14 protein-coding genes are annotated in these 14,970 nt (G+C 65.8%); 10 read left to right on the top strand and 4 right to left on the bottom strand.

Annotated elements, in window-relative coordinates:
- Positions 1 to 34 precede the first annotated feature (34 nt).
- The 6 genes from N5C91_RS10490 (at position 35) to N5C91_RS10465 (ending at position 6,610) form a co-directional block, all read left to right on the top strand.
- Positions 35 to 685, top strand: a complete 651-nt coding sequence (locus N5C91_RS10490) for a glutamine cyclotransferase (RefSeq protein WP_236202190.1) — start codon at positions 35 to 37, stop codon at positions 683 to 685.
- 75 nt (positions 686 to 760) lie between these two features.
- Entirely contained in the window at positions 761 to 1,210 is a 450-nt protein-coding gene (locus N5C91_RS10485; protein WP_279829436.1) for an isoprenylcysteine carboxylmethyltransferase family protein, read from the top strand.
- Between the two features lie 99 nt (positions 1,211 to 1,309).
- Complete coding sequence (locus N5C91_RS10480) at positions 1,310 to 2,002, top strand: response regulator transcription factor (protein WP_236202188.1); 693 nt, start codon at positions 1,310 to 1,312, stop codon at positions 2,000 to 2,002.
- A complete protein-coding gene (locus tag N5C91_RS10475) occupies positions 2,002 to 3,378 on the top strand; it encodes a sensor histidine kinase (protein WP_279829433.1) in 1,377 nt (458 codons plus the stop codon). Before N5C91_RS10480 ends, N5C91_RS10475 begins: the two co-directional genes overlap by 1 nt.
- A gap of 81 nt (positions 3,379 to 3,459) precedes the next feature.
- Positions 3,460 to 5,694 (top strand): TonB-dependent siderophore receptor, encoded by a 2,235-nt coding sequence (locus N5C91_RS10470; RefSeq protein WP_279829431.1) that lies wholly within the window; start codon positions 3,460 to 3,462, stop codon positions 5,692 to 5,694.
- A gap of 22 nt (positions 5,695 to 5,716) precedes the next feature.
- Positions 5,717 to 6,610: an alpha/beta hydrolase gene (locus N5C91_RS10465; protein ID WP_279829429.1), complete on the top strand. Its 894-nt coding sequence runs from the start codon at positions 5,717 to 5,719 to the stop codon at positions 6,608 to 6,610.
- A gap of 276 nt (positions 6,611 to 6,886) precedes the next feature.
- On the opposite strand, the gene N5C91_RS10460 is transcribed toward N5C91_RS10465, so the two are convergent.
- Entirely contained in the window at positions 6,887 to 7,780 is an 894-nt protein-coding gene (locus N5C91_RS10460) for a LysR family transcriptional regulator (RefSeq protein ID WP_279829427.1), read from the bottom strand.
- A gap of 99 nt (positions 7,781 to 7,879) precedes the next feature.
- On the opposite strand from N5C91_RS10460, the gene N5C91_RS10455 reads away from it, so the two are divergent.
- Positions 7,880 to 8,656 carry an NAD(P)H-dependent oxidoreductase gene (locus N5C91_RS10455; RefSeq protein ID WP_279829425.1) on the top strand — a complete coding sequence of 259 codons (777 nt, stop codon included), beginning with the start codon at positions 7,880 to 7,882 and terminating at the stop codon, positions 8,654 to 8,656.
- Between the two features lie 189 nt (positions 8,657 to 8,845).
- Here N5C91_RS10455 and N5C91_RS10450 read toward each other — a convergent pair whose 3' ends face one another.
- Positions 8,846 to 9,661, bottom strand: a complete 816-nt coding sequence (locus N5C91_RS10450) for an aminotransferase class IV family protein (protein ID WP_279829423.1) — start codon at positions 9,659 to 9,661, stop codon at positions 8,846 to 8,848.
- A gap of 123 nt (positions 9,662 to 9,784) precedes the next feature.
- On the opposite strand from N5C91_RS10450, the gene N5C91_RS10445 reads away from it, so the two are divergent.
- Positions 9,785 to 10,696, top strand: coding sequence for a LysR substrate-binding domain-containing protein (locus N5C91_RS10445; RefSeq protein WP_279829421.1), 912 nt, complete (start codon positions 9,785 to 9,787; stop codon positions 10,694 to 10,696).
- A 1-nt stretch (position 10,697) separates the two neighbouring features.
- Here N5C91_RS10445 and N5C91_RS10440 read toward each other — a convergent pair whose 3' ends face one another.
- The gene (locus tag N5C91_RS10440; RefSeq protein ID WP_279829419.1) at positions 10,698 to 11,168 is read right to left on the bottom strand and encodes a glycine zipper 2TM domain-containing protein; all 471 of its coding nucleotides are present in this window, start codon (positions 11,166 to 11,168) and stop codon (positions 10,698 to 10,700) included.
- A gap of 234 nt (positions 11,169 to 11,402) precedes the next feature.
- On the opposite strand from N5C91_RS10440, the gene N5C91_RS10435 reads away from it, so the two are divergent.
- Positions 11,403 to 11,744 carry an FKBP-type peptidyl-prolyl cis-trans isomerase gene (locus N5C91_RS10435; RefSeq protein ID WP_236175924.1) on the top strand — a complete coding sequence of 114 codons (342 nt, stop codon included), beginning with the start codon at positions 11,403 to 11,405 and terminating at the stop codon, positions 11,742 to 11,744.
- A 15-nt stretch (positions 11,745 to 11,759) separates the two neighbouring features.
- Here the strand turns inward: N5C91_RS10435 and N5C91_RS10430 are convergent, their stop codons facing one another.
- Positions 11,760 to 13,724: a DEAD/DEAH box helicase gene (locus tag N5C91_RS10430; RefSeq protein ID WP_279829414.1), complete on the bottom strand. Its 1,965-nt coding sequence runs from the start codon at positions 13,722 to 13,724 to the stop codon at positions 11,760 to 11,762.
- Between the two features lie 165 nt (positions 13,725 to 13,889).
- On the opposite strand from N5C91_RS10430, the gene N5C91_RS10425 reads away from it, so the two are divergent.
- Positions 13,890 to 14,657: an ATP-binding cassette domain-containing protein gene (locus N5C91_RS10425; RefSeq protein ID WP_279829412.1), complete on the top strand. Its 768-nt coding sequence runs from the start codon at positions 13,890 to 13,892 to the stop codon at positions 14,655 to 14,657.
- Positions 14,658 to 14,970: the final 313 nt, after the last annotated feature.

The raw sequence follows: 14,970 nt of genomic DNA, 5'->3' as shown, positions 1-14,970 counted from the left end.
GAAGGCTCTCAACCACAACGTGCAGGGCAACATCATGACCACCCATTACAAGCAATCCCCGGCGCAGGTGCTGCAGGAGTACGGCCCGTTCCCCGGCGTCAGCAGCGTGCATGGCCTGACCTTCGATGGCCAGCGGGTCTGGTTCGCCGTCGGCGAGCGCCTGCAGAGCCTCGACCCGCAGGACGGTCGCCTGGAGCGCAGCATCGACGTACCGGCCCACGCCGGCACCGCGTTCGACGGCACCTACCTCTACCAGATCGCCGAAAGCCGAATCCAGAAGATCGACCCCGGCAGCGGCAAGGTGCTCTCGAGCATTCCCGCACCCGGCAATGGCGGCGATTCCGGCATGGCCTGGGCGGAAGGGTCACTCTGGGTCGGCGAGTACCGCGCGCGGAAGATTCACCAGATCGACCCGGAGAGCGGCGAAATCCTGCGCACGATTGATTCAAATCGTTTCGTCACCGGCGTGACCTGGGTCGACGGCCAACTCTGGCATGGCACCTGGGAGCCGGAAGCGACCTACAGCGAGCTACGCCGCATCGACCCGCAGTCCGGGGCGGTTCTGGAGCAACTGGACATGCCCGAGGGCGTGCATGTTTCCGGGCTGGAAGCCGATGGCGCCGAGCGCTTCTACTGCGGTGGCGGCAACAGCGGCAAGGTCCGCGCGGTGCGCCGACCGCGCTGAGGCACGCTAACGAAAGCAATCTGGGCTAGTGTTGGCACCTCACTGGAGATGGCCGCACTGGCCCGGAGAACGCTCATGGATTGGCTGGAACACCGTATTCCCCCGCCCCTGGTGGCGATCATCAGCGCTGCGCTGATGTGGCTCGCCGTACGCCCGATCGACCCGCTGGGCAACCGCCTGTGGCTGGCCCTGCTGGTGGTGCTGGCCGGAGTCGCGATCTGCCTGGCGGGCGTGGCGTCCTTCCGTCGCGCGCGCACTACGGTCAATCCGCTGAAGCCGGAGAGCGCCTCGTCCCTGGTGGTCGCCGGCATCTACCGGCATACCCGCAACCCCATGTACCTGGGCTTCGCCATCATCCTGCTGGGCTGGTGCGTACTCCTCGGTTCGGTGCCGGCACTGCTCGGCGTCGCAGCCTTCGTGCTGTATATCGGGCGTTTCCAGATCCGCCCGGAGGAACATGCACTGCGCGAGCTGTTCGGTAGCGAGTTCGACGCGTTCTGCGAGCGGGTGCGACGCTGGGTCTGAGGGCTTCGCGGCAGATTGCCATTGCCTTCTGGCCGGGAGAGATGAGATATTTGCAAATGCTAAACATTCTCATCAAAGCAATGCTCATCAAGGTCTGCTGTGTCCCCTTCCCTCTTGCTGGTGGAAGACGATTCCCGTCTCCGCCTGGACCTCGAACGCCATTTCTGTCAGCGCGGCTTTTCTGTCACCACCTGCGCCAACGGTGACCAGGGCCTCGTAGCCGTTCACCAGAACGACTTCGACCTGGTCCTGCTGGACATCATGCTGCCCGGCGTCGATGGCCTGTCCCTGCTCGATACCCTGCGCAGCCAGCGTGCTACGCCGGTGATGCTGATGTCTGCACTGGGCGCCGAACAGGACCGCATCACCGGCTTCACCCGTGGCGCCGACGACTACCTGCCCAAGCCCTTCAGCCTGGCGGAGCTGGATGCGCGCATCGATGCGCTGCTGCGCCGGGTCAATCTGGATCGCGCACGCGCCGCGCCACCGGTGCAGGGCTCGTTGCAGTTCGACGATGAGTTGCAGGACGTTTCCCGCCATGGTGAACACGCCGGGCTGACGCATTCCGAATATCGCCTGTTGGCCACGCTGAACGCCCATGCCGGCGAAGCGCTGAGCAAGAGCTTCCTCTACCAGAGCGTGCTGCACCGCGCCTACACGCGCCTCGACCGCGGGCTCGACGTGCACGTCTGCAACCTGCGCCGCAAGCTCGCCGCGATCGGTGCGCAGCAGGTGCAGATCCAGGCCGTGCGCGGCCAGGGCTACATCCTGGTGGACGCGGAGCGCCACTGATGCGTCGCCATCCGCTGCTGTGGAAGCTTGCCGCGTTGCAGGTCGGCTTCTGCCTGCTGCTGACCTGGCTGATCTGGACCTGGGGCCTGTCGCTGGAGCGCAGCACCTACTTCCTCGGCGAAGCCGATCGCGACTACCTCGCGCGCTATGCCGAGCAGGCCGAAATGGTCTTCGAGCAGCACGGCGCCGAAGGTGTCGAGCGCTTCCGCCAGGAGCTGTCCGCCGCCGAGGACACCTGGGTGGCGGTGATCGGCGAGCACCTGCAGAGCCTGGGCACCACGCCGCTGACGGCCGAGGAATCCAGCCACCTGACCTTCATGCGCAAGCTCGACTGGCCGATGAGCCGGCGCCTGCAGGACGAACTGCCCTACGTCAGCATCGAGTTTCCCGCACATCCCGAACGCGGCCGGCTGGTCATGCAATTGCCCGAGCGCCTGCTGCCCGGTGGCCTGACACCCTGGACGCACCTGTTCAGCCACGGCGTGGTGCCGACCCTGCTCGCCGCCCTCCTCGGCCTGCTGATCTACCGCCACCTGGTGCTGCCGCTCAATCGCCTGCGCGCCCGTGCCGACGCCCTGCGCGCCGACGACCTGGACAGCGAAGGACCCGGCACGCCACTGGCCCATCGCCGCGATGAACTGGGTGAACTGGCACTGGCCTTCGATCACATGGCCGAGCGGCTACGCCACAGCCTTGCCCAGCAACGACTGCTGCTGCGCACCCTGTCCCACGAACTGCGCACGCCGCTGGCGCGCCTGCGCATCGCCCACGACAGCGACTTGGCGGCGGAGCAACTGCGCGAACGGCTGGACCGTGAGATCAACGACATGCAGCGCCTGCTCGAAGACACCCTGGACCTGGCCTGGATGGATACCGAACGGCCACAGCTGGAACGCGAGCCGGTGCTGGTGCTGTCGGTATGGGAAGCACTGCGCGAAGACGCCTGCTTCGAGAGCGGCTGGGATGCCGAACGCCTGCCTTGCTCGCTGGGCACCGACTGCACGGTGCAGGTGCACCTGGACAGCTTCGCCCAGGCCATCGAGAACCTGCTGCGCAATGGCATCCGTCATTCACCGCGCAACGGGAAAGTACGCCTGGATGGTTGGCGCGAGGGCGCGTTCTGGCACCTCTGCGTCAGTGACGATGGCCCCGGCGTCGCCGAGGCAGACCTGGAGCGTATTTTCCAGCCGTACCAGCGCCTCCAGCCATCCGAGTCCAGCGGATTCGGCCTCGGCCTGGCCATTGCGCGGCGCGGCATCGAGCTCGCGGAGGGCCGTCTGTGGGCTGAAAACGGCGCAAAAAATGGCCAGGCCGGGCTCTGCCTGCACCTGCTGCTGCCCGCCGCGCCGGCCCCACAGGCTGATGCAAGTGTTTAGAAAGTTAATGCGCTTTACTGGCAAATAGCATTCATTATCATTTGTGATCTCTCAGTAATAGCCCTCCGCCGGAGATCACCGATGTCCTCCCGTCCGATGCAGTTCCTTCCGCCCTTCCTGCTGCTTTCCAGCTGCCTGCTGTCCTTCGCCGTGCAGGCCGCCAGCGCCGATTCCGACGTGGTCGAGTTCGACAGCGAGACCATCGTCGCCACCGCCGCCGAGGAAGCCAAGCAGATGCCCGGGGTGTCGATCATCACCGCCGAGGACATCAAGAAACGCCCGCCGGCCAGCGACCTGTCGCAGATCATCCGCACCATGCCCGGCGTCAACCTGACCGGCAACTCCACCAGCGGCCAGCGCGGCAACAACCGGCAGATCGACATCCGCGGCATGGGCCCGGAGAACACCATGATCCTGGTCGACGGCAAGCCGGTCAGCAGCCGCAACGCCGTGCGCTACGGCTGGCGCGGCGAGCGCGACTCGCGTGGCGACACCAACTGGGTGCCGGCCGACCAGGTGGAGCGCATCGAAGTGCTGCGCGGCCCGGCGGCGGCGCGCTACGGCAACGGCGCGGCCGGCGGCGTGGTGAACATCATCACCAAGCAGGCCGGCAAGGAAACCCACGGCGACGTCACTGTCTACAGCAACTTCCCGCAGCACAAGGACGAAGGCGCCACCCAGCGCATGACCTTCGGCCTCAACGGACCGCTGACCGACACCCTGAGCTACCGCGTCTACGGCAACGTCGCCAAGACCGATTCGGACGACTGGGACATCAACGCCGGCCACGAATCCAACCGCACTGGCAACCAGGTCGGCACCCTCCCCGCCGGCCGCGAAGGCGTGCGCAACAAGGACGTCAACGGCCTGCTCAACTGGCACCTGACACCCGAGCAGACCCTCGATTTCGAGGCCGGTTTCAGCCGCCAGGGCAACATCTATACCGGCGATACGCAGAACACCAACAGCAACGCCAACGTGAAGTCCATGCTCGGTCACGAGACCAACCGCATGTACCGCGAGAACTACTCGATCACCCATCGCGGCGAGTGGGACTTCGGCAGTTCCATGGCCTACCTGCAGTACGAGAAGACCCGCAACAGCCGCATCAACGAAGGGTTGGCTGGCGGCACCGAGGGCATCTTCAGCAACACCGACTTCTACACCGCCACCCTGCGCGACCTCACCGCCCACGGCGAAGTGAACCTGCCACTGCACGCCTGGCGCGACCAGACCCTGACCCTGGGCAGCGAATGGGTGCAGCAGAAGCTCGACGACCCCAGCGCCAACACCCAGACCACCAGCGAAGGCGGCTCGGTACCGGGCCTGGCCGGCAGCAACCGCGACACTACCTCGCAGGCGCAGATCTTCTCGCTGTTCGCCGAGGACAACATCGAGCTGCTGCCCGGCACCATGCTCACCCCGGGCCTGCGCTGGGACCACCACAGCATCGTCGGCGACAACTTCAGCCCGTCGCTGAACATCTCCCACGCACTGACCCAGAGCGTCACCCTGAAGGCCGGCATCGCCCGCGCCTACAAGGCGCCGAACCTGTACCAGCTCAACCCCGACTACCTGCTCTACAGCCGTGGCCAGGGCTGCTACGGGCAGAGCACCAGCTGCTACCTGCAGGGCAACGACGACCTCAAGGCGGAAACCAGCGTCAACAAGGAACTGGGCATCGAGTTCAACCAGGACGGCCTGATCGCCGGCCTGACCTACTTCCGCAACGACTACAAGAACAAGATCGAATCCGGCCTGTCGCCGGTCGATCAGGCCAGCGGCGGCAGCGGCAGCTACGCCAACGCGGCGATCTACCAATGGGAGAACGTACCCAAGGCGCTGGTCGAAGGGCTGGAGGGCACTCTGACCATCCCGTTGATGGAACAGCTGAAGTGGAGCAACAACTTCACCTACATGCTGCAATCGAAGAACAAGGAAACCGGTGACGTGCTCTCGGTAACGCCGAAGTACACCCTCAACTCCATGCTCGACTGGCAAGCCACCGACGCCCTGTCGCTGCAGGCCAGCGTCGCCTGGTACGGCAAGCAGAAGCCGAAGAAGTACGACTACCACGGCGACCGCGTCACCGGCAGCGCCAACAACCAGCTCTCGCCGTATGCGATCGCCGGGCTGAGCGGCACCTACGTGTTCACCAAGTACCTGAGCTTCACCGCCGGGGTCGACAACGTCTTCGACAAGCGCCTGTTCCGCGAGGGCAACGCCCAGGGGGTGAACGGCATCGAGGGCGCCGGCGCCGCCACCTACAACGAACCGGGCCGCACCCTGTACACCAGCCTCACCGCGTCCTTCTGATTCGTAGCACGAGAACAGCCTGATGAGATTTCGCCTCCTGGCCCTGGCACTGGCTTTCGCCGTGCCGGGGCTGGCAGCGCACGCCGCGCCTGCCCCCGACCAGAAAATGGACACCACCCTGCTGCAGCGCAGCGACCTTGCCTACCGTTTCAGCGCGCTGAAGCTGGATTCCGCCGATGGCCAGCGCCACTACCAGCTGTGGATTGCCCGCCCGAACCATCCCGCACCCGCCGCCGGCTATCCGCTGGTGTGGATGCTCGACGGCAACGCCGCCATCGGTGCGCTGGACGAGAAACTCCTCGCTGAGCTGAACAACGGCAAGGCACCGTTATTGGTCGCCGTGGGATATCAGACGCCACTGCGCATCGACCGCAGCGGCCGCACCCGCGACTACACCCCGCCGCGCCCGCAGCTGGCCGAACAGAAAGACCCACTCACCGGCGACCCCAGCGGCGGCGCCGATGCCTTCCTCGACCTGATGCGCGACAGCATGCTTCCCGCCGTTGCCGCCCGGGCGCCCATCGATCGCTCGAACCAGACGCTCTGGGGGCATTCCTATGGCGGCCTGCTGACCCTGCACGCGTTGCTGACCCGCCCGCAGCAGTTCAGTTTCTACGCACCGGCCAGTCCTTCGCTGTGGTGGGGTGACGGCGCCATCCTCAATGAGCAGGACGGCTTCGCCTCCCGGCTGGCCGGGCACTCCGCGCAACTGCTGTTGATGCGCGGCGGCAAGGAACCGTTCAAACCGCGCGAAGACATCACCCCCAGCGCGCCGCGTGCTGCCCAGCAATTGGTGGAAAGCGTGGGCAAAGTGCCCGGCATGCAGGCGCGGTTCCACGCCTTCGACGGCATGAGTCATGGGCAGACGCTGGAGGCTTCGCTGAAGCACCTGTTGCGGATGCGATTTACGCAGTAACGGTGAACGCCTCTGCCACCTGTATTCCCCGCACCCTAGCCCTGGCTGCGCACCCCGCTGCAAAGTGGGAGGGAACTGATCGGCACAGGATGAAACCACATCGTCAGCCGGCACGGATGGCCCCCTCTCCCCTTGGGAGAGGGTTGGGGTGAGGGAAGGCCCAACGCAGGACTTGGCCCTGTAGGAGCGAGCTTGCTCGCGAACAAGGACTTACCGGCGACTTCGACGCTGGGCGGTTCGCGAGCAAGCTCGCTCCTACATAAACGCCATTGACGCTCAGACTGACGCGGCGATCTGCTCCCGCAACCAGCGGTGCGCCGGGTCGCGGTGCGAGCGTTCGTCCCAGAGCATCGACATCTCGTAACCCGGAACCTCTACCGGCGCCTCCACCACCCGCAACGCCGGGTTATCCCGCACCAGCCGCGCCGGCACCATGGCCACCAGGTCGCTGCTGGCGACGGCCGATATCACGAAAAGAAAATGCGGCACCGACAGCGCCACCTTCCGGCTCAGGCCAACCGCCGCCAGCGTCTCGTCGGTCACACCGCTGAAGCCGCCGCCATCGGGCGACACCATCACATGCTCCAGCTGGCAGAACTGCGCCAGGGTCGGTCTGCGCTTGAGCTTCGGATGCCCGGCGCGGCCGGCCAGCACATAGCGCTCGGTGAACAACGTGCGCCGGCGCATGCCCGGTGGGCTGCCTTCGCTGGTATGGAACGCCAGATCGATTTCGCCCTGCTCCGCCTGCCGAGCGATGCGCGGCGGCGACAGTTCCAGCAGAGCCAGGCGAGTGCCCGGTGCGCTACGGCGAATGGCGCTCAAGGCCGGCAGCAGAATGGTTGATTCGCCATAGTCGGTCGCGGCGATGCGCCAGGTGTTGTTCGCCTGCGCCGGATCAAAGGGCGCTGATGGCGCCACCGCCTGTTCCAGCGCTTCCAGGGCCAGGCGCAATGGCTCGCGCAGGGATTCCGCCCGCGCTGTCGGGCGCATGCCGCGTGGGCCGGGCAGCAGCAACGGGTCGTCGAAGATGTCGCGCAGCTTGGCCAGATGCACGCTCACCGAAGGCTGCGAGAAGTTCAAGCGTTCGGCCGCGCGGGTCACGTTGTGCTCGGATAGCAGCACGTCGAGGGTCACCAGCAGGTTGAGGTCGAGCCTGCGCAGATTATTCATTGATATACCTGGGATACGGGATATTCATTTCAACTATACCCCGGCAATCCGCATCCTGCGTTCATCCCCTCTCACCGGATGACTCACAGGAAGGCACTCATGAACGTACTGATCGTCTACGCCCACCCCGAACCGCGTTCGCTCAATGGCTCGCTGAAGGACTTCGCCGTGCGCCACCTGCAGGCGGCTGGCCATGCCGTGCAGGTCTCGGACCTGTACGCGATGAACTGGAAGGCCCAGATCGACGCTTCCGACAGCCTCGATCGCGATCCCGAAGCGCGTTTCGACCCCTCGCTGGACTCCCAGCGCGCCTACGCCGCCGGCCGGCAGAGCACGGACATCGCCGCCGAGCAGGAAAAGCTGCGCTGGGCCGACACTGTGATCCTGCAATTCCCACTCTGGTGGTTCAGCATGCCGGCGATCCTCAAGGGCTGGTTCGAGCGGGTCTATGCCTACGGTTTCGCCTATGGCGTCGGCGAGCACTCCGACGCGCGCTGGGGCGACCGCTATGGCGAAGGCAACCTCGCCGGCAAACGCGCCATGCTGGTGGTCACCACCGGCGGCTGGGAGTCGCACTACAGCCCCCGCGGCATCAACGGCCCGATCGACGACCTGCTGTTCCCGATCCACCACGGCATGCTGTATTACCCCGGCTTCGAGGTGCTGCCGGCGTACCTGGTCTACCGCACCAGCCGGGTGGATGGCGAGCGCTACAGACAGATCGAACGGGAGCTCGGCGAGCGTTTGGACACGCTCCAGACCACCGCTCCCATCCCCTTCCGCCGGCAGAACGGCGGCGATTACCAGATTCCCGAGCTGATCCTGCGCGAGGAGATCAATCCTCAGGCAACCGGTTTTACTGCGCATCTGGATTGAGCCCCTGTTCGCGAGCAAGCTCGCTCCTACAAAGAGCTGCGCGCATGCACCTGCAGGATTTTCGTAGGGCGCATAACGCGTCAGCGTTATCCGCCGAACCATCGCCGGCGGATAACCTGTTCCAGGTTATTCGCCCTACAGTCTGCCAGCCTGATTATTGGGCGAGCTTGCTCGCGAACAGCCCAATCCTCAGGGCTGTACACGCGGCTCCGCCTCGAAGGCGCGCTGCAGCAGTTCAACGAACTCCGGCGCCGCCGGGATTTCCACGTCGCCGATACGACTCACCGGCACCGCCGGCGTCCACGAGTTCATCACCACCGCGCCGGCCAGGCGCGGCAGGTCCTGCTGGTCGATGGCGCGCGTGACCTGGCGCACGCCCTGCCGTTCCAGTTGCCGCTGGAGGATGCCCATGGTGGTGCCGGTAAGCATTTTCGCCCGCGGCCAGACCACGCTTTCACCGTCCCAGAACGCCAGGTTCCAGATGGTTGCCTCGCTGAAGCGGCCACGGTGGTCGGTGAACACCGCATCGTCGAAGCCGGCGGCCACCGCTTCACGCAAGTACCAGGTCTTGGCGATCTCGCCGACGTGCTTGATCTCCGGCAGCACCCGCTCGTGCCCGGCAATAGCGAGGGCCAGCGGTCCCTGTGGGCCATCGGACGGCGGTGCGGTGCGCACCAGCAGCTCGGGGCGATGCTCGGGGCCGGCGACGGTGAATTCCCCAGCGGGCGAGTAGACCGTCGCCATCAGGGATACGTCTTCCGGTGCCTGCTCCAGCGCGGTACGCAAGGCGGCACGAATCTCCTCATCGGAGTGGCCCTGGCCGAACAAGCGCTGCGAGGCATTGCGCAGGCGCTCCAGGTGCAGGTCCAGGCCACGGATGCCGCCGTCGCGCACCTGCATGGCGGTGAAGTGCGCGTAGCCGGCGAAAGCCAGGGGCGCCAGATCATCGGCGCTGGCGGGGCGGGCATTGCGTTGGGTGATGTAGGGATGGATGGCGGCTGACATGGCTTGGCTTCCTCTGCTCGGTGATCTTCAAATTCAACATCAGGTGAGATCACTATCAGCCTTTGACGAATCCAGGAGAAACGAGTATTTCTCGTCAGATCATCAAATAGGATTTGAAGATCAATGGGCCGACCCTTCCCCGGCATTCGCTCGCTGCGCACTTTCGAGGCCGCCGGCCGCCACCTGAATTTTACCCGTGCTGCCGAAGAGGTCGGCCTGACGCCCGCGGCGGTCAGCCACCAGATCAAGGAGCTGGAAGACCAGCTCGGCCTTGGCCTGTTCGTGCGCACCAGCCGCAGTATCCAACTGACCCCGGCGGGCGCCCTGCTGCTGGAAGCGGCCGTCGAATCCCTCGGCCTGCTGCACCGTGCCACCGTGCGGGCGCGGCGGCTGGCGCGGTCGTCCGAGCAATTGCGGGTCTCGCTCACCGCGCGCTTCGCCACGCACTGGCTGTTGCCGCGCCTGCCGCAGTTCCGCGCGTTGCACCCCGGGCTGAAGCTCAGCTTCGACGTCAGCGACGAACTGCGCGACTTCGCCGTCGACGACATCGACCTGGCCATTCGCTTCGGCAGCGGGCGCTATCCCGGCCTCGTGGCCGAGCGCCTGTTCGATACCCAGATCGTGCCGGTGTGCTGCCCGAGCCTGCTCGAGGACGGGCCGCCATTGCGCGAGCCGCGCGACCTGCAGGCCCACACCTTGTGCCACGTGGTGTGTGAAACCGAAGGCGCAGCCTGGCCGGACTGGTCACGCTGGATGGCCGCGGCCGGCGTGGACGATTTCGATGCCAGCGCCTGCGTTACCTTTGAAGACACCAGCCACGTGGTCCAAGCGGTGCTGGAGGGTGGCGCGGTCGGGCTGGCCGACCACGCCATGGTCGCCCGCGAGCTGGAACAGGGCCTGCTGGTGCAGCCGTTCGAGCTGGGCGTGCGGGTCGCCGAAGACTACGCCTACAACCTGGTGTACCCGCAGGCCAGCGCCGATGATCCGCGAGTCAGGGCCTTCCGCGACTGGATTCTGCGCGAGCTGGCGGTCTGACTCAGTCGCTCTGCGGCACCACCCGCGCACCGGCGCCCTGGCCCTCGATGTAGACCTTCGTCCCCGGTTTGAGATCGGCATTCACCGGCTGGGTCACCGACACCAGCACGCCACTCTTCACCCGCACGATGACCTGCTGCGCCTCCTGCGGCTTGTCGTACTGGCGCTGCTCGGCATAGTTGCCGCCCACGCCGCCGGCCAGCGCGCCGGCAATCATCGCCACGTCGCGGCCGCTGCCGCGACCGATCAGGCTGCCCAGCGCCACGCCACCCAGGCCGCCGAGAATGGCCCCTACACCGGTATCGTGGTTGCTCTGCACCTGGGTCTCGGTGACCTGTTCGACCACGCCGGTGCGAATCTCCATTTCCCCCGGCGCGCCGGCACTTCCACTACCACCGCCCGGCATTGCGGCGCAGGCGCTGAGGCCCAGGACGATGAAGCCGATGAGAAATCCGTGGTTGATACGGTGCATGGCGATCTCCTTGGTTGGGTTGATTGCCGACTCCGGCGGTGCGTGCCACCCAGCCTGCTGAGCATTGGCCGGATTCGCCGAATTGCCCGGCCCCGCCAGGGATTGCGACGGACGGTCGGAGCACGCCACGCGGGTGCGCCAGCCTTGCCGCCAGGGCTTGTCTTTGCCGCGCTTTCCTGCGAAAACGCACGCCCTCGCGGCGCTTGAGCCGCATCTGCTACAGCGGAGAACGCCATGAGCAACGAACTGCAGATCGAAGATATCGTCGTCGGCGACGGCAAGGCCGTGGTCAAGGGCGCCCTGATCACCACCCAGTACAAGGGCACCCTGGAAGACGGCAGCGTCTTCGATTCGTCCTACGACAAGGGCCGCCCCTTCCAGTGCGTGATCGGCACCGGCCGGGTAATCAAGGGTTGGGACCAGGGCCTGATGGGCATGAAGGTCGGCGGCAAGCGCAAGCTTTTCGTGCCGGCGCACCTGGCCTACGGCGAGCGCCAGGTCGGTGCGCACATCCAGCCCAACTCCAACCTGCTGTTCGAAATCGAACTGCTGGAAGTCCTCACCCGCGACGATTGATGCTTACATCCAGGCTCAGGCCGGAGCCGTTTCCACGTTGCGCCGCATCGCCAGGATCGCCGTCGGCCCCTGCGCCTTGCGGGTGAACCAGAACACCCGGCTCACGCCGCGGGTGATCGCCACGTAGGCAAGGCGCAACTGCTCATCCTGCTGGGCCTGGTCATAGCTGCTGGCAAAGAAGCCCGAGGCCGCGTACAGCGCGCTGCGCAGCGGGTGTTTCTCCGCCGACGCGCAGTCGTCGACGATGATCGCCACTTCTGCCTGCAGGCCCTTGGCGCGGTGGATGGTCATGCCCTTCACCGGCAGCTTGCGGTCCAGCTCGCCGAGGATCGTCTGCAGGGTCTCGTTGCGGCGGCTGAGCAGCAGCACGGCAGTCTTCTCCCGTGATCCGCGCGTGGCGACGTGCTCGCACTGCTTGCGGATCTCTTCGAGCAGAATCGGCAGGTTGTTGCGTGCATCGAAACGCTGCACCAGCCTGACCCCATGATCGCCCGCCTCCGCTGTCTTAAATGCGCGGCAGGTCTTGGCCTGTTTGCTGGCCACGCCTGCGAGCACGCGATCGCCGTCACGGATCACCGGGTCGATGCTGCGGTAGTTGGTTTCCAGCAGCAGCACGCGACTCTTGCGCCGGCCCTTGCTGGGGAAGTGTCGGTCGAAGTCCATGAACAGCTCCGGCGAGCTGCCGCGCCAGGCGTAGATCGACTGCCAGTCGTCACCAATGGCCATCAGGCTGACGGCTTCGCCGCGCTTGGCCAGGTCGCGATGCAGCGCCTGCAACCACTGCACGATCTGCGGCGAAACATCCTGGAACTCGTCGATCAGCAGATGCTGGAACGGCGCCAGGGCCGCAGCCGGCAGCTTGCCGTCGCCGAGCTGGTCAGTCAGACGCTGGAAGGCCAGGTTGAAGGTCAGCAGGCCCTGCTCCTGCAAGACCACCTCGAAGGCTGCCCAGTACAGTTGCAGCGCTTCGATGAACTGCCGTTCGCGCGGCGGGCAAGCGAGCTTCTTCGGCTGCAATTGGGCGATGCGCAGGCCGATGCTCTCGATGAACCCGGACTGGGAATGGAAGGCCTCGAACAGCGGCAGGGCGACGAATTCGCCAGACAGTTTGAAAGCATCCAGTGGTGCCTTGCCGATGCGCGGCGGCTTGCCGTCCTCGCCGGCCTCCGGCGGTGGCGACAGTTCCAGCAGCTGGTGTACCAGAACGCGGAATTCATGCTGGTCGGCATAGCACTGCTGGTAGACCTGCTTGAGCAGGCGTTGCTGCGCCGGGCGCAGGCGCCCAGCGAGCAGCGGGTTGTCCAGCTCGTCTGCCGGCGTGCGTTCGTCCAGTTGCTCGAACCAGCGTGGGTTCTTCAGCGCCACCTTTGCCAGTGTGCCCATGGCCGAGTGGAAGGTACGCACGCACTGGCGCGCCTGGGCCGCGTCGAGCGGATGCCCCCAGTAGCCGAGCACTTTCACCAGTTGCTCGCGCAGTTGCGCGCAGGACGCATTGGTGAAGGAAATAACCGTTACCCGCTCGGCCTCGATGCCCAGGTGGCAGAGCATGTAGACCACGCGCAGGACTAGTGTGGTGGACTTGCCAGAGCCGGCGCCGGCGAAGATGCGGGTCAGCGGTTCGGGCGCGAGGATCATCGCCCACTGTTCGTCCGAAGGCTGGCTGATCACGCCGTGGGCGGCGGCCTGGGCCACGCGCTGGCGCATGTCCAGGGCAAGCTGTTCATCGGGCGCCTTGGCGGTGCCGTAGATGCCGGCTACGGCAGGAGCGCGCGGGCGCCTTGGCGCAGGCCCCTCGCCATCCTTCCTGGTTTTCGCCGTGCGCTTGGCCGGTGCCTTGGCATTGCCCTTGGTCTTGCCGCGTCCACGAGGCTGCGGCTGCGCCGCTTCGCGCTCGGCGCGCAGGTATTCGGTGGTACGGGGGAAATAACGCGCCATGGCCTCGGCGAGCAGGCGTTTGTAGCGTTCGACAGCAGACTCCATGGGCCCATCCGATCAATTACAGCGTTGAATCATAAGCGCTTTCGCTCAGGGACAGGCAATCGATCCGGCGGTTCCGCGAGGTCCGGGAAAATTGATAACCATTAGCGATTGGATTAGAGTCGGGCTCCCGCTTTTTCCGGCCCTGCCGCCCTGATGGATGACCCCATGTTCGAACTGGAAAATGTCAGTTTCAGCGTCCCCGGTCGCACCCTTCTGCAACCGCTGAGCCTGCAGTTGGCCGACGGCAACATGATCGGCCTGATCGGCCACAACGGCTCGGGCAAATCCACCCTGCTCAAGCTGCTGGCCCGCCAGCAACAGGCCAGCAGCGGCAGCATCCGCCTGGATGGCAAGCCGCTGCAGGACTGGGGCAACCGCGACTTCGCGCGCCAGGTCGCCTACCTGCCGCAACAGCTGCCGCAGACCGACGGCCTGACCGTGCGCGAGCTGGTCGCCTTTGGCCGTTACCCCTGGCATGGCGCGCTGGGCCGCGTGACTGGCGAAGACCGCAAGCAGATCGACCGCGCGCTGGACCTGACCGACACCCTCGCCTTCGCCGAGCGCCCGGTAGACCTGCTCTCCGGCGGCGAGCGCCAGCGCGTCTGGCTGGCCATGCTGCTGGCGCAGAACAGCCGCTACCTGCTGCTGGACGAACCGACCTCGGCGCTGGACATCGCCCACCAGGTGGAAGTGCTTTCCCGCGTCCATGAACTGAGCCGCGAGCTGGGCCTGGGCGTGCTGGTGGTGCTGCACGACATCAACATGGCGGCACGTTACTGCGACCACCTGATCGCCCTGCACGGCGGCCGCCTGCTGGCCCAGGGCTCGCCGGCCGAGCTGATGCGTGGCGACACGCTGGAAGACATCTATGGCATTCCCATGGGCGTGCTGAGCAACCCGGTGGATGGCTCGCCGATCAGTTATCTGCGCTGAGTTGCTGAGCGCGGATTCAGCCTACGAATCCACAGCGGCGCCTGACCGATCGCGGACGGAGCCCGCTCCTACGAGAGCAGAACCGGCGCATGTCCATAGCTTCGGATTTTGCTCTTCAGGATTTCCACAGAAATATCCGCACACTCCGGTCAGCCCCTTTCAGGAGGCCTCGTTGAAGCGCAGTTTCAGGGGTTGAGCGGCATGGATGCCGCGAGAGCCGTGATGGGCCAGGGAAGGCCCTTCGCGGCGTGCCCCTGAAACTGCGCTTCAACGAGGGAATTTTTCGCCTAAGCGAAAAACCGGATGGAGGGGC

Origin of the sequence: Pseudomonas sp. GD03903, from assembly GCF_029840045.1 — a bacterium.
Lineage (GTDB): Bacteria > Pseudomonadota > Gammaproteobacteria > Pseudomonadales > Pseudomonadaceae > Pseudomonas > Pseudomonas pseudonitroreducens.
Note: the sequence above shows the minus strand (reverse complement) of the source record. Positions and strands in the feature narration are given on the sequence as shown.